Annotated in this window: 18 protein-coding genes and 1 riboswitch; of the genes, 5 read left to right on the top strand and 13 right to left on the bottom strand. The window is 42.3% G+C overall.

Annotated features, from left to right (window positions below):
• Nucleotides 1-331: 331 nt before the first annotated feature.
• A complete protein-coding gene (locus M313_RS0117235; RefSeq protein ID WP_010198166.1) occupies nucleotides 332-1207 on the bottom strand; it encodes a nucleotidyltransferase-like protein in 876 nt (291 codons plus the stop codon).
• Between the two features lie 174 nt (nucleotides 1208-1381).
• Here M313_RS0117235 and M313_RS0117230 point away from each other — a divergent pair, with 174 nt between their 5' ends.
• Complete coding sequence (locus tag M313_RS0117230; RefSeq protein ID WP_010198164.1) at nucleotides 1382-1744, top strand: YgzB family protein; 363 nt, start codon at nucleotides 1382-1384, stop codon at nucleotides 1742-1744.
• Between the two features lie 44 nt (nucleotides 1745-1788).
• On the opposite strand, the gene perR is transcribed toward M313_RS0117230, so the two are convergent.
• The 4 genes from perR to bcp form a co-directional block, all read right to left on the bottom strand.
• Nucleotides 1789-2223 (bottom strand): peroxide-responsive transcriptional repressor PerR, encoded by a 435-nt coding sequence (gene perR / locus M313_RS0117225; protein WP_010198161.1) that lies wholly within the window; start codon nucleotides 2221-2223, stop codon nucleotides 1789-1791.
• A 118-nt stretch (nucleotides 2224-2341) separates the two neighbouring features.
• Nucleotides 2342-2896, bottom strand: a complete 555-nt coding sequence (locus M313_RS0117220) for a cob(I)yrinic acid a,c-diamide adenosyltransferase (protein ID WP_010198159.1) — start codon at nucleotides 2894-2896, stop codon at nucleotides 2342-2344.
• Between the two features lie 101 nt (nucleotides 2897-2997).
• On the bottom strand, nucleotides 2998-4545 hold the full coding sequence (locus M313_RS0117215) for an AbgT family transporter (RefSeq protein ID WP_010198156.1): 1548 nt from the start codon (nucleotides 4543-4545) through the stop codon (nucleotides 2998-3000).
• A gap of 362 nt (nucleotides 4546-4907) precedes the next feature.
• Complete coding sequence (gene bcp, locus M313_RS0117210) at nucleotides 4908-5375, bottom strand: thioredoxin-dependent thiol peroxidase (protein ID WP_010198153.1); 468 nt, start codon at nucleotides 5373-5375, stop codon at nucleotides 4908-4910.
• A 142-nt stretch (nucleotides 5376-5517) separates the two neighbouring features.
• Here bcp and M313_RS25925 point away from each other — a divergent pair, with 142 nt between their 5' ends.
• Entirely contained in the window at nucleotides 5518-5676 is a 159-nt protein-coding gene (locus M313_RS25925) for a hypothetical protein (protein WP_010198150.1), read from the top strand.
• Nucleotides 5677-5682: 6 nt separating this feature from the next.
• Here M313_RS25925 and M313_RS0117200 read toward each other — a convergent pair whose 3' ends face one another.
• The 4 genes from M313_RS0117200 to M313_RS0117185 all read right to left on the bottom strand — a co-directional run bounded on the left by M313_RS0117200 (nucleotide 5683) and on the right by M313_RS0117185 (nucleotide 8803).
• Nucleotides 5683-6096 (bottom strand): potassium channel family protein, encoded by a 414-nt coding sequence (locus tag M313_RS0117200; protein ID WP_010198147.1) that lies wholly within the window; start codon nucleotides 6094-6096, stop codon nucleotides 5683-5685.
• A gap of 78 nt (nucleotides 6097-6174) precedes the next feature.
• Complete coding sequence (locus tag M313_RS0117195) at nucleotides 6175-6960, bottom strand: ABC transporter permease (protein WP_010198144.1); 786 nt, start codon at nucleotides 6958-6960, stop codon at nucleotides 6175-6177.
• A 3-nt stretch (nucleotides 6961-6963) separates the two neighbouring features.
• Nucleotides 6964-7755 (bottom strand): ABC transporter permease, encoded by a 792-nt coding sequence (locus M313_RS0117190; RefSeq protein ID WP_010198141.1) that lies wholly within the window; start codon nucleotides 7753-7755, stop codon nucleotides 6964-6966.
• Complete coding sequence (locus tag M313_RS0117185; RefSeq protein WP_010198139.1) at nucleotides 7748-8803, bottom strand: ABC transporter ATP-binding protein; 1056 nt, start codon at nucleotides 8801-8803, stop codon at nucleotides 7748-7750. Before M313_RS0117185 ends, M313_RS0117190 begins: the two co-directional genes overlap by 8 nt.
• Before the next feature lie 206 nt (nucleotides 8804-9009).
• Between M313_RS0117185 and M313_RS0117180 the strand changes: the two genes are divergently transcribed.
• On the top strand, nucleotides 9010-10305 hold the full coding sequence (locus tag M313_RS0117180) for a glutamate-1-semialdehyde 2,1-aminomutase (RefSeq protein ID WP_010198137.1): 1296 nt from the start codon (nucleotides 9010-9012) through the stop codon (nucleotides 10303-10305).
• Nucleotides 10306-10661: 356 nt separating this feature from the next.
• Nucleotides 10662-15131, top strand: coding sequence for a glutamate synthase-related protein (locus M313_RS0117175; RefSeq protein ID WP_010198135.1), 4470 nt, complete (start codon nucleotides 10662-10664; stop codon nucleotides 15129-15131).
• A 494-nt stretch (nucleotides 15132-15625) separates the two neighbouring features.
• Here the strand turns inward: M313_RS0117175 and queF are convergent, their stop codons facing one another.
• The 4 genes from queF to queC are packed head-to-tail and all read right to left on the bottom strand — an operon-like array spanning nucleotide 15626 to nucleotide 17965.
• Nucleotides 15626-16123: a preQ(1) synthase gene (gene queF, locus M313_RS0117170; protein WP_010193224.1), complete on the bottom strand. Its 498-nt coding sequence runs from the start codon at nucleotides 16121-16123 to the stop codon at nucleotides 15626-15628.
• Between the two features lie 17 nt (nucleotides 16124-16140).
• Complete coding sequence (queE, locus tag M313_RS0117165; RefSeq protein WP_010193223.1) at nucleotides 16141-16860, bottom strand: 7-carboxy-7-deazaguanine synthase QueE; 720 nt, start codon at nucleotides 16858-16860, stop codon at nucleotides 16141-16143.
• The gene (gene queD, locus M313_RS0117160; protein WP_010193222.1) at nucleotides 16860-17297 is read right to left on the bottom strand and encodes a 6-carboxytetrahydropterin synthase QueD; all 438 of its coding nucleotides are present in this window, start codon (nucleotides 17295-17297) and stop codon (nucleotides 16860-16862) included. The genes queE and queD overlap by 1 nt, the downstream gene beginning before the upstream one ends.
• On the bottom strand, nucleotides 17294-17965 hold the full coding sequence (gene queC / locus M313_RS0117155; protein ID WP_010193220.1) for a 7-cyano-7-deazaguanine synthase QueC: 672 nt from the start codon (nucleotides 17963-17965) through the stop codon (nucleotides 17294-17296). Before queC ends, queD begins: the two co-directional genes overlap by 4 nt.
• 128 nt (nucleotides 17966-18093) lie before the next feature.
• A riboswitch (PreQ1 riboswitch) is annotated at nucleotides 18094-18139 on the bottom strand.
• A 111-nt stretch (nucleotides 18140-18250) separates the two neighbouring features.
• On the opposite strand from queC, the gene M313_RS23945 reads away from it, so the two are divergent.
• Nucleotides 18251-18541: DUF2254 family protein (locus tag M313_RS23945; RefSeq protein WP_010198132.1), on the top strand; the 291-nt coding region annotated here is incomplete at its 3' end.

Below are 18541 nucleotides of genomic sequence, written 5' to 3'. Positions count from 1 at the left end.
TTTTGTCATGTTCCGTAGAACCGACGTTATGACGCTGTTGTTTTGTTTAGTTTTCAAAGATCATTTCAATCAGTTTATCGCTCAGAAGCGACTTTATTAATATAACATGTTTTGATGTTTTAAGTCAACATCTTTTTTAATTTCTTTTTTTCTCGTTGTCGCGTTTAAGCTTTTCTCTTGCGGCGACGAATAATAATATACCATGTAACGACAAACATCGTCAATACATCTTTTAAACTTTTTTGAAATAATTTTTAAAGGGTTAAGAAAAGCTTAAGGTCCTAAGGAAATCATCTGTCCTTAGGAGCCTTAAGCGTAACTTCTTTCGATATTATTTCTCTGGCACAACCTGATAAAGTCGGTGAAAAACACCATTTCCTTTGGTTTGTTTCTTCTGCACTTCCAGGAAACCTTTTTCCACTAAGTATTCTACCAGTACACTTAGATCTACTGAATACTTTTGGAGTTTAGGGTGGTGCAGCATTTCATTGTAAGACCACGCTTCTTCTTTTTCCATTAATACTTCTATTAAATGTTTGGCTCCGGTTCTTGTTCTCGAATAGATCATGAACTCATTTGCAAGGAAGAGTAGTTCCAGTCTTTTATCAATAGGTTCATCGCCTTGAATTAGCTCTTCATATAGTTTGTAGATTTCCGGTTCGATCTTCTTCACTTGATTCCAAACAGTTATTTCTGGATGGAAACCGTGATCGATCACTGCCAGCCTTGCCAAATGGTGAAGAGAGTGGACGATATGGTTATAGGCATCGATATAATGTTTAGAATCAAAGAAATCTTTACCTTCAAGATATCTTCTTATTAGTTTCGCAAATTCTAAACCTATTTTTAGTTTACGGTCTTCGAGTGGGAAATCGAGCAGTTTACCTCTTAGCGCATAGATAAACTCATTTCTGTCAAAGAGCACTTTCCCGTTGATGATCCAGTCGATGACTCTTCGGTTGGTTCCAAGTGTTATCCATTCTTCCAATTGTTGTTCGCTCGCGATGTAAAGTGCGGCTTTCTTTTGAAGCAATTCATAGTGTTTGACGTACAAGGATTCATCAAGCTCTTTTACTACCATAAAGAGAATCACGTCAAATTTATCTGTATTTGGACTAACGGGGTTTTTCTTTTCTATCATTAATATTCCTTGCGTGTTGGATTGACTTGCGCGTTCTTGATAGATCGGACGAAGTAAATCTTCCATCTTAAGACCTCCATATTTAAAGGGTTCTCCCTATTATTCGACACTTTCTTTTAAAGTCCTTTTTATCATTTTTAATCCAGAACATTCGGTCAACTTCTAAATTCAACATGTCTGTGACTGAAACTCCATTTTGGGATAAAATGTGCTATTATATTGTTTTAGGAGGTAGTGTTCATGGCTCGTAAATATTCTAGTAAAATTAATAAAATAAGAACCTTTGCACTCAGTCTTGTCTTTATCGGTTTCTTCGTTATGTATATAGGAATATTCTTTCAAGGAAACATGTTGGTCATGACTTTGTTTATGTTATTGGGACTTTTATGCATCGTTGGGTCCACGGTTGTTTATTTTTGGATCGGCATGCTGTCCACAAAGGCCGTACAGGTAGTTTGCCCCAACTGCGGGAAGCATACTAAAGTTCTTGGCCGTGTAGACATGTGCATGTATTGTAATGAACCGTTAACGATGGATCCTTCTCTTGAAGGAAAAGAGTTCAATGAGGATTATAATTCAAAAAAGAAAGCTGATAGGATCTAAGTCCTATCAGCTTTTTTATTGGTTGTTTTTCCAGAGACAAAAGGTCAATGTGCCCCTTTATCGCACTCTGGGCAGACACCGTAAATTTCCATGCGATGGCGAGCAATTTTGAATCCAGTAACATGAGCAGCCAACGCTTCCACTTCATCAAGACCTGGATAATGAAAGTCGACAATTTTGCCACATTCGTCACAGATCAAGTGATAATGGTCGGTTGTCACGTAGTCAAAACGACTGGAGTTGTCTCCGTAGGTCAATTCTTTTACAAGACCAACTTCACGGAAAACTCTCAGGTTGTTGTAAACAGTCGCGACACTCATATTGGGAAACTTTCCTTCAAGTGCTTTGTATATATCGTCAGCTGTCGGATGGGACATAGATTGAATAAGATACTCTAAAATCGCATGACGCTGTGGAGTTATGCGAACTCCAGTTTGTTTTAGCGTTTCTAGCGCCTCTTTTAATTGTTCGTTTGCCACAGTCATGCACCTCACTTTTCATAAAGATTATTACTTTATAATATTTATAATTAGTGTACCGTGATATTGATATTTTTGTCAATGTTATTACTTATATCTATATGAAGTTAAAGCGATTTTAAACCTCTGGTTTTAAAACTGGTTCTTCCTTGTTTAATTGGCTGTTTACATAGCGTGCTACGACAAACAGGTAGTCGGAAAGACGGTTCAAATAGGCAAGTACATTAGGAGAAAGTTCATCGCTTAATCCAACAGCAGATCTTTCTACCCTTCTTACGATAGTTCTTGCGCTGTGCAAAGCCGCTCCAGCTTTTGACCCTCCAGGTAATACGAAATTTTTCAAAGGAGGAAGTGTTGCGTCTAGTTCGTCCATTTCGTCCTCCAGGCTTTCCACATGCTTTTCTGTCAGCTTCCATTTCACTTCTTTCCCTGCCGGTGTGGCGAGTTCGGCTCCCACGTGAAAAAGAATCGTCTGGATGTTATAGAAGGATTTGAGAAGCGTTTCCTTTCGATTAAAATCTTCATCGTTTAGATAAGCCATTGCAAGACCAATCATCGAGTTTGCTTCATCACATGTTCCATATGCTTCTACGCGTACGTGGTTTTTATCCACTCTTTGCCCATAGACTAAAGAAGTTTGTCCTTTATCGCCTGTTTTTGTATAGATTTTCATTAACTCCCCATCCCCTACTCTTCATTTTTTAAGCTTCTACTTTCCTTATAGCAAAAAAACACCCGCAAGTCCATTATGGACAAGCAGGTGTTTTCATTTTATTAGCCTACATAATCGATAGGTGCGTTCGGTCCGATTGGCAAGCCGGTAAGGATCCAAACGATAAGCATGATAACCCATACGATGGAGAAGAACACAGAGTATGGAATCATTGTAGAGATTAGTGTACCAATCCCAACCTTTTTATCATACTTTTGCGCAAACGCGATAACGATTGCGAAGTATGGCATTAATGGTGAAATGACGTTTGTAGTCGAATCAGCTAAACGATATGCCAATTGAGTAAGCTCAGGGGAATACCCTAGACCCATCATCATCGGAACAAATACCGGCGCCATGATTGCCCATTTAGCAGATGCACTTCCGATAAACAGGTTGATAAAACCTGCAACAATCATAAACACAAGAATTAACAAAATGCTCATGAAACGATTTTCGCTGTCAAAGCCGATTCCTTGGATGAGTTCTGCACCGTTTACTGCCAGAACAAGACCAAGGTTTGTTTCATTAAAGTAAGCGACAAACTGACCAGCCACAAATGCCAGTACAATGTATGCACCCATTGTTGCCATTGTATCGGACATTTGATTTGCTACATCTTTATCATTTTTAATGGATTTCGTGATCATTCCATAAACAAGTCCCGGAATGAAGAACATAATTAGAATTACTGGTACAAGTGTATGGAAGAATGGCGCTTCTAAGAATGAGCCGTCTCCACGTAGTGGTCCCCAAGAAGGAACAACTAGTAAAGCCATTACTGCAATAGTTGCAATGAATGCAAACAGTGCAGCCCATAAACCTTTTTTCTCTTCAGGTTTTAAGAAGTCAACGTCTCCTTTGTAAGCACCTTTGTACTCACCAAGACGCGGTTCAACAATTTTATCCGTAACGAACGTACCAACAATAGTAAGAACGAATACTGAAGCAAACATGAAGTAGAAGTTCATCATGTAGTTCATGCCTGCAGCATATTCCGGGTCAACTGTTGCTGCTGCTTCTTGTGTTAAAGACCCTAATAACGGATCAAGAGATGTTAACAGTAAGTTTGCACTGAATCCTGCAGATACCCCGGCAAATGCTGCTGCAAGTCCAGCCAGTGGGTGCCTTCCCAGTCCTGCGAAAAGTACAGCACCAAGTGGTGTCAATACAACATAACCAGCATCCGCAGCCATAGATGACATAATTCCTCCGAATACTAGAGCAGCTGTCATCAATTGTTTAGGAACGGATGTTACCAAGCCTCGAAGACCTGCACTGATAAGGCCAGATCTCTCCGCAATACCGATACCAATCATCGTAACAAGAACTGTTCCAAGTGGAGCAAAGCCTGTGAAGTTTGTTACGGCACTTTCAAAGATGTATGCAATTCCTTCTGAACTCATTAGGTTTTTAACAGTAAGAACTTCTCCCTCATTTAAAGGATCGTCTACTTGTACACCCATGCTGGAAAAAATTCCAGAAGCGACAATGACCAATAACGCGAAAATCGCGAATAACGTTACCGGGTGAGGCAGCTTATTACCAACGCGCTCAATGCTGTCAAGAGCACGCATAACAAAGCCGCGTTTCTTTTGTGTTGCTTCCATGATAAAATCCCCTTTCTCAATCTATTAAATTTTCAAAAAATAACAGGAAAAAATCCTTTATCAGTATAATAAAAAAACTTGACGGATGGAAGGGTTCAGCGAATACGCGCAAAATAACCAATTTTTGAAATAATATTAATACTATGTATCCTTTACTAAATTAACGTACTGGTCCTATTTTGGACCTTTCTTTACTTTACCCATAATATAAATTCATATCAATAAAAAGGAGTGCAAGCTCTATGCTCGCACTCTAATCACGTCAACTTTTGAGGAGGTATGCCCTACACTATAAAATACTCACTTACGAGCCTTTTGTAGTTAGACATTTGCCTTAATTATTGAAAAAAAGGCTTTTCCTTTTATAAGTTCTCTTTTATGAAACTCAAAGCCTCTTCCACATGGCCCTTCACTTTTACTTTTCTCCACTCTTTTACTAATTCGCCTTCTTTATTAATGATGAAGGTAGAACGTTCGATTCCCATATACTCTTTGCCGAAATTTTTCTTTAGCTTCCATACATCATAAAGTTCAGCCACTTCATGATCCTCGTCCACTAAAAGCATAAATGGCAAACCGTGCTTTTCAATAAACTTTTCATGCCTTGATTGAGGGTCTGGACTTACCCCGAGTATTACTGTATCAAGATTCGAGAAGTCTTCATGCATATCCCGGAAATCACACGCCTGTGTGGTGCAACCGGGGGTCATATCTTTTGGGTAAAAATAAAGAACCACATTCTTCCCTTGAAAACTTGAAAGGGTCACTGTCTCGCCTGTATTGGATAGCAATGAAAAATCAGGTGCTTTTTTGCCAACTTGCATGGTCATTATAAAACTCCTCCTTACTTATAATCAGTTTCTTTAAGCCTATCGAAAGTAAGAAGAATTATCAAGAAATGAGGTAGCATACATATACTTTGCCAATTGACCTAAACTAATTACAAAAAACAAGTGGATGGAGGTAGTTGTCATGAAAAAAGAAGATGTACTTCATGAAGGGGCAGTAACAGAACACCATAAAAAAATCAGCGTTAAGCAGAAGTCCATAGAGACTCCCTTGAACGCTGACGCTAACTGTCCGGAACCGGTATCAGAGTTATCCAACCGTTTTTTAAATGAGGGGAATTAGGAACGTTTATCTCTCACGCCCGTCCATATGCAGGACAACCCGGACCACAAAGGCTGCCGGCATGACAAAGCCAATCAACGCTTCTGTCATAGCAATGGCCCTGCCGATACCTATTGGGGTGATATCTCCATACCCTACCGTCAATATGGTGATCGCACTGAAATAAACCGAGCGAAAAAAGATGGAAAAGTAACTTCCGCTGATCAGTTCGCCTCTTTCCAATAGAACAGGGTGCCCTTCAATATGGAGAACAGTATATAAAAGACCAAACGAAAGCAGCAGTGTCGAGTATATCAACAGTAACAGTAAAAGTGTTTCTTTTGAGACATATGGAATGCTTCTGCTTTCTGAAGAGAACACATGTGAAAAACTGATAAAGATTGCAATAAATATAAAGATGACGATAAATAAATAAAGCATCCTATTCCTCCAATGCGCGGACATGCCATTAGTACAATATACGCGACGGAAGAATAGGTATGCTTTTTTTATACAGGTTTAATTCCCTGCTCCTCTATATTTGGTTACGCCGACATTCCAGACAAATACAGCTAGAACAAAGAATGCCACGCCGATAAATGGGGTCATAAATGCGTATCCATACCACTCTGACCTGCCGAGGAAGTATGCAGACGGGTATACTCCGACAAAGGCAAATGGAAGTATCCATGTTAAAACAAAACGAATGACATTGTTATAGATGTCTACAGGATATCTCCCATAATTGCCGATATTGTACATCATCGGCATGATCGATGTTCTTGCATCTGACCAGAAGCCAATACTTGCAAGCAAGACGAATATTCCCGCATAGACAAGGGCTCCCCCAAGCACAAAGATTATTAATAGAAGATAATCGTACCAAGCAAAAGTTAAATCTAGCAGGTTACCCGCATAAATCATGATGGCTACCCCTGTAAACACACCGAATAATGATTCCAATTCCATCCGCTCAAGCACCACTTGAAACAGACTATGAATCGGCCTTGTCAGGATGCGATCCATCTCCCCTTTTACAATATATCGTTCATTAAAATCCCAAATGTTAAAAAATGCCGAAAACAGTGCAAATGGCACCAAAAAGAACCCATAAATAAAGATAATTTCCTCCCTGCTCCACCCGCTCAAAAACTGCGTATGTCCGAAGACAACCAGGATAAACACCAGGTTGACCGCCTGAAACAACAAGTCGGAGAGGATTTCCACCACAAGGTCCGCCCTATATTGGAAACGCGTTTTCATATATTGGGCAATGTATTGAAAAAACATCGAAACATAAAACATTCCTCACCCTCCTTGCACGACTAATTGTTTTTTTGCCAGATTCCATAGCAATTGTATCGGGATAATCAGGATAAATACCCAGATCATTTGCATGAATAATGCCTGAAATACCGCATTTCCTGTAATGCCCTCTGTAAAAATCATACTAGGGATATAACTTATTGCCTGAAACGGCAGAAAGCTCATGACATCTTGTGCCCATAATGGGTAAAAGCTGATTGGCAACAGCAACCCGGAAAACAGGTCAATGACGACACGCTTGGCACGGATAAGCCCGTCATTATTAAATAGGAAGAACGTCATAATCCCTGTCAGCAGGTTGATCTGCGTGTTGACAATAAAGCTGAAGATAATCGAGATACCGAAAAGCCCCCATGTGGCAAAGTTTGCCGAGAACTCCAATGGAAAGACGAGTGCCACAATGACCATACCTGGAACCGAGAAAAATGCCAGACGGAAGATACCCTCTCCCAAACCTTGCATAGTCTTCATGCCAAGGTAGTTATACGGCCTGATCAATTCAACGGCAACCTTTCCTTCTTTTATCTCTTGGGCAATTTCTCGGTCAATATTATTAAAATAAAACGCACGAGCCATCCAAGCGACTGCGACATAGGTTGTCATTTGGATGGTGGAGATGCCTTGGATATCTTCTTTTCCGCTATAGATCGCTTGCCACAGGAAGTAGTAGGCACCTATATTGATGCTATAAATGAGAATACCTGAGTAATAGTTCGTTCGATACGCCAGCATCATCAAAAAGCGGATGCGTATCATTTCAATATACTTATCCATGGGTCAACACCGGCTGCTTTTGGGACGTTGGTTCCCCGGTCGAGACCATCCCCTTATCATAGATATTGCGGATAATCTCCTCTGTGGAAATCTCTTGTATGGTAAGGTCTGTGATGGCAAACTTCCCTACTACCCTGCCAATTAGTTCAGATATTTCCTCTTCTTCTTTAGAAACTACCGCGCTCCAAATTGTTTCTTTCCCTTCATTTTTCCAGAGTACTTCAAGATCTGGAGTCAGCGGGGTAAGTTGTTCTACTGTGACATTTTGAGCAAATTGGAATCTGATTTGCTTCCCTTCTCCCCAGTTGTTACGAAGCTTTTGAAGAGAACCATCATAAATGACCTTTCCTTCATCTAACATGACCACTCGCTCACAAAGTGCTTCAATATCTGCCATGTCATGCGTAGTTAATAGAATCGTTGTTTTATATTTTTCGTTTATTTCTTTTAGGAACTGTCGGATTTTAAGTTTTACTAATACATCCAAGCCGATTGTTGGTTCGTCAAGGAAAAGCAGGGGCGGATTGTGTATGAGCGCCGCTGCCAGTTCACAACGCATTCGTTGACCAAGCGACAGCTTTCTTACCGGCTTATCAAGAAGATGGCCGATATCAAGCGTTTTGATGACATGGTCCATATGCTCGTTATAATCTTCGTCTGAGACCTTATACACTTTTTTAAGCAGGCGGAACGATTCCTGAACCGCGATGTCCCACCACAGCTGGGAACGCTGACCGAACACAACACCAATGGAACGGACAAACTCTTCCCTTTCTTTATGCGGATTCATCCCATTAACTCGTACTGTTCCAGATGTCGGGGTGAGAATTCCTGTCAGCATTTTGATGGTGGTCGACTTTCCTGCACCATTCTCCCCGATGTACCCGACCATTTCCCCTTGTTTAATTGTAAAAGAAACATCGTTGACGGCTGGCACTATTTTATAGTTTCTTGTAAAAAGATCGCGGAATGCACCCTTTAAACCAGAACGACTAGAATATGCTTTAAACTCTTTGCGAAGTGCATTTACTTCTATAACATTATGCATCTAGGTTACTTCCTTTCTATTATATGAACATTTGATGATAGTCTTTTGAAAAAAGCTCATAGAGACTAGTGTATTACAAGTGAGGGGGAACACTCAAACGGGAAGCTTTGGGAATTCCGTTTTCCATTACAACCCCACACCATTCATGATAAAATAACGTATCATTTCTTTTACCAAACAAATGAACCAGGAGGATTCAATTAGATATGAACTTTTCAAAATCACAACAAATACACGAAGAAGCCTTGCAACATATCGTCGGTGGCGTGAACAGCCCTTCCCGTTCCTATAAAGCAGTCGGCGGCGGTGCACCGGTCGTAATGGAACGCGCGGAAGGAGCTTACTTCTGGGATGTCGACGGCAATAAATACATCGACTACCTGGCAGCTTACGGACCAATCATCACCGGGCATGCCCACCCGCATATAACAGAAGCCATTACGAAAGCAGCACAAACTGGTGTCTTGTACGGAACACCTACTCCCCATGAAGTGAAGTTTGCGAAAATGCTTAAAGAAGCGATGCCTGGAATGGACAAAGTACGCTTCGTCAATTCCGGTACCGAGGCAGTAATGACAACCATCCGCGTGGCGCGTGCCTACACAGGTCGAGACAAAATCATCAAGTTTGCCGGCTGCTATCATGGACATTCGGACCTGGTTCTTGTTGCAGCAGGATCTGGTCCGGCAACACTTGGAACACCAGATTCCGCTGGCGTACCAAAGAGCATTGCCAACGAAGTCATCACCGTTCCTTTTAACGACATCGAACCATTCCGTGAAGCCATGGAAAAATGGGGCGACCAGATTGCGGGCGTCCTTGTGGAGCCAATCGTCGGTAACTTTGGAATCGTAGAACCAAAACCTGGCTTCCTTCAAGCAGTAAACGACATCAGCCATGAAGCTGGGGCACTTGTTATCTATGATGAAGTGATAACGGCATTTCGCTTTATGTATGGCGGTGCGCAGGACATGCTTGGAATCACACCTGACCTAACGGCGCTAGGAAAAATCATCGGCGGCGGACTTCCGATTGGTGCATACGGTGGTCGCGCGGAAATCATGGAGAAAGTTGCGCCACTCGGCCCTGCATATCAGGCAGGTACTATGGCAGGTAATCCGGCATCTATTTTATCAGGAATCGCTTGCTTGGAAGTACTCCAACAAGAAGGAGTTTACGAACACCTTGACCAAATCGGCCGCTTACTAGAAGAAGGCATTCTGGAAAGAGCAGAAAAATATGGAATCACCATTACCATCAACCGTCTCAAAGGTGCACTTACCATCTACTTTACAGATGAAACAGTAGTAAACTATGAACAGGCGGAAAATACAGACGGCGAACAATTTGCTAAATTCTTCAAGCTGATGCTGAACCAAGGAATCAACCTCGCACCATCTAAATACGAAGCATGGTTTGTGACAACGGAACATACCGAAGAAGATGTAAGATTGACACTAGATGCAGTTGAGCACGCATTCAAAGAATTAGCGAATGCATAAATATACAAGACAGCGTGTACACCAGCATGCTGTCTTTTTCTATAGCAAACCTTGAAAACGCTTACAAATAAACAATTTCTCTTTCCCTTCACTTGTATGACCTCTTCACTTTTTTGCATAAAAAATTGATTTTTATTGTTTGAAATGTTAGTATATAATTTAAAGTCTGAAAATTCCCTTATTTATTTTTCCTCACTTTTTACCTATTTATAAGAAAACCGCCGAGCTTACCTCACGCAGAACGTATAGCTACTACTATTTATCTGCACAGGTTTTTCTTATCAAACTATCAAACCACAGGAGGTGAATGGCTAGTTAGGGTCCCCACTTATATCCCTAGTTAACAGCCAATCCATATGAAAAATTGGAGTCCAAGTACATTTAAAGATTTTCACAACGCAGAACACGATGCATGTGGTATTGTATCCGCTATTGAAAAGAAAAAAATCCCAACAAAGAAAAATATCGACGACTGTATAGATGCGTTAGTCAAAATGAACCATCGTGCCGGTTTCATTAACGGTGAAGGCGACGGTGTCGGCATTCACATAGATATCCCCCGTGCACTTTGGAAAGAAAAACTCGAGAAAGTCGGCGAGGACGCTTCCCTTGTAGATCGCGAAGATTTTGTAGTCGGTCACTTCTTCATCAATCACCATGTTGATGTGGACCAAGTGAAAAGCGAGATTACAAGCATTTTAGAAAAAGCATCTCTTAAACTAGTTTTTGCTTCTGATACCGTGACATCTTCTGAAGCATTAGGACCGATTGCTATCATCCAAGATCCGGTGTTCTGGCAGATTGCTTTAGTTTCAGAAAAACAAGAGTGCACACAAGCGCACCTGTTCCATGCTGCCATTGAGATCGAAAAAAATGATGACGTACATGTTGCATCCCTATCGAACTACCATGCGGTTTACAAAGTAATGGGTGCCGGCGATATTTTGCCAAAATTCTATCATGACTTGGCAAACCCGCTTGTTGCATCTGCTATGACGCTTGGGCATAACCGCTATTCTACCAATACACTATCTAACTTTTTTCGTGTGCAACCATTTAGCGTCCTAGGTCATAACGGTGAGATCAATACGATTGCTAAGCTACGTGATGAAGCAACAATGATTGGTGTGCCACTAACTAATGGCGGAAGTGATTCTCAGGATTTAAACAGAACGATTGATACGTTGATTTCTCGCGACGGTTTTACGCTTTTTGAAGCACTAGATATCGTCTTCCCGCCGATTGTCAATGAAATTAAAAGCTATCCTGCTCATTTACAGGACCTTTACACATATGTACGTGAAACTTGGGGCCACTTTGCACAAGGTCCTGCAGGCATCATTTCCCGTAACAAAGACGAAGCAGTATTCAGTCTAGATGCGCTCGGGCTTCGTCCAGTTTGGATGCTTCAGACAGAGACTTCGTATTATTTTTCGTCAGAACCGGGTATCATTCCGACAACGGAATACACGGCAGAGCCGAAGCCTTTCTCTCCTGGTGAAAAAGTTGGGATGAAATGGGATGGCGATACGATTAAAGTGTATGACTATCATGCGTATCAAGAAGAAGTCTATCAGCGTATGAACGAGAAGTTTGCTGTGGAAGGATTCGCTGAACGTCTGAATGCACCAAAACTTGATACCTATGTGTCTACCGCTCCACTTGCAAAAGTGCATAACGGACATTACGCAGCTTTCGGTTGGGACCGGGAGCATATCCAGTTAATCGAACAGATGGCGGAAAAAGGTGCAGAACCGATCCGTTCCCTTGGTCATGACGTACCGCTTGCTGCCATGAATCCTGGCCGCAACAATATCGCTGATTTTATAAAAGAAAGCGTAGCGGTTGTAACGAATCCAGCAATCGACCGTGACCGTGAGACAGAACACTTTTCCACAAGAACGGTTCTTGGTGCCCGTCCAGCCCTCCAAAAAGAAGACCTAGTACCAAACGGCTACACAATGGAACTCCTTTCTCCATTATTAGTAGAAGGCCAGGTTGGCATGGATTGCGCCGCAGAACTGGGGCAACCTTCCTACGATCAGGTAGTAAACCAGTTCCAATCACAAGGACTGACCTATTACGTTAATGCTACCTGTGGTTCAGATGAAGATATTCCTTCAGCTTTAGACCGTCTAAAAGCAGAAGCGGTGGACGCCGTAAAAGACGGCAAAACCTTATTGATCATTGATGATGCCCAAGCACACAAAGATGGCCAGCTTTGGTTAGACCCTCATCTTGTGACGGCAGCCATTAATGAAGAGTTGGTTCAACATCAATATCGTCGTAAATGTGCACTATTGCTTCGTTCCGGTGCCATCCGTTCCCTTCATGATGTGATGGTCGCAATCGGACTTGGGGCAAATGCCATCAGTCCATACCTACTATTTGGAACTGTTAGTGATGAGACAACTAAGCCTGTTGTGAACCTTTTCGGAGCACTGACTAAAGGAATGGAAAAAGTCATTTCTACGATTGGAATTCATGAGTTACGAGGATACGGTCGCTTGTTCTCGGCAATTGGCCTTCATAAAGAAGTCGAGGAAGCACTTGGAATCGTCAATTTCCTTGGCTCTGATAAACTCGGCTTTAATTTTACAAAATTAAAAGAGGATGCTGCAGAACGCGCAGTGGACTTTGAAGATGAAAAGGCTCGTCCAGGCAAGTCGTTCCACCTCTTCCCTCGTATCTGGAAAGCAATCGGAGACGTGGCAAAGAACGGAACATACGATGATTATCGCGAAAAGCTGGATGAACAAGAAACGAAAAATCCTATTACCATTCGTCATTTGACTGACTTAAGAGTTTCAGGCAAACAACCAGCAAAAGAAAAAGTGAATATCGGGGTTGGGGCACATGATTTGCCATTCGTCATTGCATCTATGTCCTTTGGTTCTCAAAACGAAATCGCATTCAGAGCATATGCCGAAGCTGCAGATAAACTGAACATGGTCAGCCTGAACGGTGAGGGCGGCGAAATCAAAGATATGCTTGGAAAATACCCAAAAACGCGCGGTCAGCAAGTGGCATCCGGACGTTTTGGAGTAAATGCTGAGTTGCTTAACTCCTCCAACCTATTGGAGATTAAGATTGGGCAAGGAGCAAAGCCTGGTGAAGGCGGACATTTACCTGGATCGAAAGTTACAGCTAAGATCGCCGAAGCACGTAATGCAACGATTGGATCGGATTTAATCTCTCCATCCAATAACCATGACATCTACTCTATTGAAGACTTGGCGCAAATGATTGCCGAGCTGAAAACAGCCAACGATCAGGCGAAGGTTGCGGTTAAAGTACCGGTTGTACCTAATATCGGAACAATTGCAGTCGGAATCGCAAAAGCCGGTGCGGACATCATTACGATCAGTGGTTTTGACGGCGGAACAGGGGCAGCAAGAATCCACGCCCTTCAATATGTAGGGTTACCAGTTGAAATTGGTGTAAAAGCTGCGCATAACGCGTTGATTGAATCCGGTCTCCGCAACAAAGTGGAAATCTGGGCGGACGGCGGAATCAAGAGCGCGCTTGACTGCATGAAAGTTATGCTATTAGGTGCGAACCGTATTGGATTCGGAACTCTTTCTATGATCGCCATCGGTTGTACAACATGCCGCGGCTGTCACTTGGATACATGTCACGTTGGAATTGCAACGCAAATTGAATCCGAAGCACAAGCAAAAGATCACGGTCTTCGTCGCTTTGTTCCTAGACAATCAGATCTTGCCGTACAAGGCTTGATGAACCTGTTCACTGCTTTTGGTGATGAGCTGAAATCATTAACAGCGTCTCTTGGCTTTGATAACTTGCAGGAAATCGTCGGACGCTCTGATCTTCTCGAGCAAACGCGCGGCTTGGAATCGCTGGATCTTTCCAACTTGCTTCACACGTTAGACGTACCACAGCTTGCACAAAAAGAAGTGGCGGCAAGCATGGAAAAAGAAAAGCTTCTAGTTGCAGCTGGTGCAGAATATCTGGATTACCAAGAAAGCGACCTGCATGAATCCCGTCAATATGATGCGGTAACAGCAGAACAGCGTGTCCTTGGCAGCCGTGTATCCTGCCACCGTGTACGCGGACGCTTGGACGGCTCTTACCTGGAGTTACCTGAAGTGGAACTTCGCTACAACAAAGGCTCTATACCTGGTAACGGACTTGGTGCATACAACTCAACCGGTATCAACATCAAGGTTGAGGGTGGCGCACAGGACGGCATCGGTAAAACCGCATTCGGCGGAAGCATCTTCGTCTTTAAATATAAAGGGAAAGACGGCAAGTTCTATAACGGTTCTGTTGGAAAAGGCTTTGGCTACGGTGCACAAAAAGGAGCGCTTGTTGTTCAAGGAAACGCTGATGCACGTGCAGGGATCCGCCTTTCCGGAGCTGACATGATTATCGGTGGAAAAATCACCACTCCAATTCCAGCTGTTGAACATGGAAACCTTGGAGTTAACGCCAATATTAAAGGCTTTGCGTTTGAGTACATGACAAATGGCCGCGGCCTTGTTCTTGGTGACCCTGGCCCTTGGATCTGCGCAGGTATGACTGGTGGAGCCGTCTACCTTCGTCATCAGCCGGAAATGGGCTTAACAAAAGAAGCACTTCAACGCCGTATCGCAAAAGGCGCAAAAGTGAACATCGAACCACTTAATGCAGCTGGCCTGAAGGATGTAGTGGAGTTACTTTCCATCTACCATCAATCCCTGCTAGACCAGCACCAACTAGAAGAAGCCGCAGAAATCAAGCAAATGCTCGACAACCCTGTAGACTACTTCCTGCAAGTCAACCCTGTCAAAGAACAGGCCGACCCAGCAGTATCCACAGAATGATCCATCTCTTTACCACAGCCCGCAAAGTTTTGCGGGCTTTTTTACCGGAAAAAGATTAGTAAGTTGTAATAACCTTGTTGATTGCAGTGGAAGGCGCGCAGACGCCCGCGGGAGGAAGGGACAGGTGAGACCCCACAGGCGAAGCGAGGCCACTGAAAAACCTAGTAACCAATCTTTTGGATAATTTATAGCTGTTGATTGGAGCAATAGGCGAAGACTCCTACGGGGGAGTAGCGACAATGTTGAGACCCCGCAGGGCGTAGCCCGAGGAGGCTCAAGGTCGCCCCGTGGAAAGCGAAGCCGTTTGCGGAAATTAACAGCGGTGTCTTAAAAAAATCTAACATCAAAGACTTTTTCAGTGGCCAAGGCGGAAGCCGAGGAGGCTCACGGACCCGCCCGCAGGCAAGCGAAGCGCATGGAACGGAAATCAACGGTCTTATAAACTTATCTCTAAAAAAAGAAAACACAATGGGAGCTGTGTTTTCTTGGATGGATTATCTGTTATCGATTTTTTCTGGGTATAGGTCGTGGTTCATAAGACGGTACTCAGCCATTTCTTCGTATTTCGTGCCAGGTTTTCCATAGTTGGTGTAAGGGTCGATGGAAATTCCGCCGCGTGGAGTGAATTTACCCCATACTTCGATATAACGCGGGTCCATTAGTTCAATTAAATCGTTCATGATGATATTCATGCAATCCTCGTGGAAATCTCCATGGTTACGGAAGCTGAATAGGTACAGCTTCAATGATTTGCTCTCCACCATTAGTTCACCCGGGATATAGCTGATGTAAATAGTGGCAAAATCCGGCTGATTCGTTTTGGGACATAAACTTGTAAACTCCGGACAATTGAATTTTACAAAATAATCTCTGTTTGGATGTTTATTTTCAAAGGTTTCCAACACATCCGGGGAATAGTTGAACAAATAACTTGTTCCTTGATTCCCTAGTAATGTTACACCTTCCAATTCTGAATCTTTTCTTCCTGACATACTCACTCTCTCCTTTATTAAACTCCGCGCTTATTGCCCCATACTAGTGTGTGCAATTGTGGCAACACGCGAACATTATTCATTTCATCATCATTCATTACCTGATCAATCAGCCACTCATACTTAGCCAACAAATTACTGATTAACTTTTGATCATCTTCTGTGGTTGTATCATCATTTCCTACTTGTACATAAAAAGCTATATCCGGATATAGCTTATGGACCTTTTTCGAGTAAGCCAAATCGTCCTCATCAAATACCACTACTTTTAGAGAAACACTACTGTTTTTAACTCTTTCTAGCAGATCTCTAAGTATGGAAAAGTTGGTATCCATCCCGGAGCTTGGCGGTTTTGGAGAAATGGTTAGATCATCTATTTCCATTAGCCAATCCTGCCATTTGCTTCCTTGCGTTTCAAGCGCCACCTTTATATCGTTCTCATGAAGGAGTTGTACAAGTTTCCCGATATTCTTTAAAAGAGCTGGGTTTCCTCCAGAGATAGTAACGTGATTAAAGGCTTTCCCACCTATTTCAACCAACTGCTCATATATCTCTTCATGTGACATCATCACTATGTCATCCTTTGCGCTGCCATCCCATGTGAAAGCAGAATCGCACCATGAACATCGGTAATCACAACCAGCCGTTCGGACGAACATCGTTTTCTGGCCAATGACCATCCCTTCTCCTTGGATGGTAGGGCCGAATATTTCTAGAACTGGAATTAGACTGCTCATTACTTTTTCCCCTTCTTAGGACGGTAAATACAATAACTTGTCGGTGTTTCCCTTACATATACTTGAAGACAGGTAGGTTTGGAAGGAAGAGTCTCTAAATGCTTTTCTATCGTTTCCCACATGACTCTTGCCACCACTTCTGTTGTAGGGAAAAAATTCGGATCCTCGTCATTGAAGACGTCTTTATGATCATTTAAGACTGTGTGATCAAATTTATCGTGCAAAAGTTTTTTTAATATTTGAAAGTTAACAAGAAAGCCTGCCTCGTCCAAGGCGTCTCCTGCCACTGTCACATTGACAAAGTAAGTATGTCCATGTAGCTGTCTGCATTTCCCTGCTGCATCTGTTGGAACAAAGTGTGCTGCTGCTATTTGCATATCCTTGTTTAGCTCATAGCAGAAATCATGTTGTACTTGTGGGTAAATTTGTTGCATCATGAGGACACAACCCCTTTATTTTTTTTAACAAGGTAGTCATCCAATCCACGTTTTCTCAGTTTACACGCAGGGCACTCGCCACATCCGTCCGCGATAACACCATTATAGCAAGTCAATGTTTTTGTTCTTACAAAGTCTAATGCGTCAAGGTCATCTGCCAATTCCCATGTTTCTTCCTTGTTCAACCACATCAAAGGAGTATGAATGACAAATGGGTAATCCATAGAAAGGTTTAACGTCACATTCATGGATTTAATAAAAACATCACGACAATCCGGGTACCCGCTGAAGTCTGTTTCGCAAACGCCTGTCACAATATGTCTCGCACCAATCTGCTTTGCTGCTACAGCTGCAAAGGAAAGGAATAGCAGATTTCTTCCGTCTACAAACGTGCTTGGCAATTCCCCTTCTTTTTCTTCTATTTCGATATTATCTCTAGTAAGGGCATTTGGTGTTAATTGTCCTAAAAGGGACATATCAAGAATGCGGTGTTTTACTCCAAGTTCTTTTGCAATACTTGTTGCACAATCAATCTCTAGTTCATGTCGCTGTCCGTAATGGAATGTGACAGCTTCCACTTCATCAAATTCTTTCATTGCCCAAATTAGGCAAGTAGTGCTGTCCTGCCCGCCACTGAACACGACCATCGCTTTTTCCTTTTGCTTCATCGTGTCTTCACTCCTTTAATCATCTATATCTATAGTCATACAAAAAACGCTAACCAAAAATAATGGAGGCTAGCGCATAACATCAGAAAAAATAAAAAAACTATATCCTAAGGAATATAGTTTGGTATCTGTCCTTAGTTTTTTATAGAGGGTATTTGCTAGAACCTCTCCTGACACCATTATCGGCGTAAGACTTTATTCAATTTAACTTTGTTACTATAACATATTTTCAATAAAGTATCTACATTTTCTTCTAGAGTACTTTTATTTTAAGGAGTGTTAAGCATGGCACGTTCAGCTAGTCTATTACGTTTGAGAACAAGCTTTTGGTATTTGCCCTCTTTTTATGGAGCATTTGCATTCTTCCTTGCAATCGGCACATTATTACTTGATAATTACTTACTTTCATCTATGGATGCAGAGAATCAAATACCAGCCATTTTTCTTTCAGACATCAATTTGTCTCAAACCATTCTCAGCTCCATTGCGTCGTCATTATTAACGATGACTACCATTACATTCTCTACCATCTTAGTGGTGCTGACCACCTACCTGTCTGAATTTTCTCCACGGGCA

It is taken from the genome of Bacillus sp. m3-13 (genome assembly GCF_000175075.1).
Taxonomy (GTDB): Bacteria; Bacillota; Bacilli; order Bacillales; family Bacillaceae_I; genus Sutcliffiella_A; species Sutcliffiella_A horikoshii_C.
The sequence above is the reverse complement of the archived record's forward strand: the minus strand, read 5'-3'. Positions and strand labels throughout refer to the sequence as shown.

Coding starts and splice junctions, on each gene's coding strand:
- M313_RS0117230 (WP_010198164.1), top strand. CDS start 1,382: ATGGCTCGTAAATATTCTAGTAAAATTAATAAAATAAGAACCTTTGCA.
- M313_RS0117175 (WP_010198135.1), top strand. CDS start 10,662: ATGAAAAATTGGAGTCCAAGTACATTTAAAGATTTTCACAACGCAGAA.
- M313_RS0117190 (WP_010198141.1), bottom strand. CDS start 7,755: ATGGATAAGTATATTGAAATGATACGCATCCGCTTTTTGATGATGCTG.
- M313_RS0117185 (WP_010198139.1), bottom strand. CDS start 8,803: ATGCATAATGTTATAGAAGTAAATGCACTTCGCAAAGAGTTTAAAGCA.
- bcp (WP_010198153.1), bottom strand. CDS start 5,375: ATGACCATGCAAGTTGGCAAAAAAGCACCTGATTTTTCATTGCTATCC.
- M313_RS0117180 (WP_010198137.1), top strand. CDS start 9,010: ATGAACTTTTCAAAATCACAACAAATACACGAAGAAGCCTTGCAACAT.
- queF (WP_010193224.1), bottom strand. CDS start 16,123: ATGTCAGGAAGAAAAGATTCAGAATTGGAAGGTGTAACATTACTAGGG.
- queD (WP_010193222.1), bottom strand. CDS start 17,297: ATGATGCAACAAATTTACCCACAAGTACAACATGATTTCTGCTATGAG.
- M313_RS0117200 (WP_010198147.1), bottom strand. CDS start 6,096: ATGCTTTATTTATTTATCGTCATCTTTATATTTATTGCAATCTTTATC.
- queC (WP_010193220.1), bottom strand. CDS start 17,965: ATGAAGCAAAAGGAAAAAGCGATGGTCGTGTTCAGTGGCGGGCAGGAC.
- M313_RS0117215 (WP_010198156.1), bottom strand. CDS start 4,545: ATGGAAGCAACACAAAAGAAACGCGGCTTTGTTATGCGTGCTCTTGAC.
- M313_RS0117195 (WP_010198144.1), bottom strand. CDS start 6,960: ATGTTTTATGTTTCGATGTTTTTTCAATACATTGCCCAATATATGAAA.
- M313_RS25925 (WP_010198150.1), top strand. CDS start 5,518: ATGAAAAAAGAAGATGTACTTCATGAAGGGGCAGTAACAGAACACCAT.
- queE (WP_010193223.1), bottom strand. CDS start 16,860: ATGAGCAGTCTAATTCCAGTTCTAGAAATATTCGGCCCTACCATCCAA.
- M313_RS0117235 (WP_010198166.1), bottom strand. CDS start 1,207: ATGGAAGATTTACTTCGTCCGATCTATCAAGAACGCGCAAGTCAATCC.
- M313_RS0117220 (WP_010198159.1), bottom strand. CDS start 2,896: ATGAAAATCTATACAAAAACAGGCGATAAAGGACAAACTTCTTTAGTC.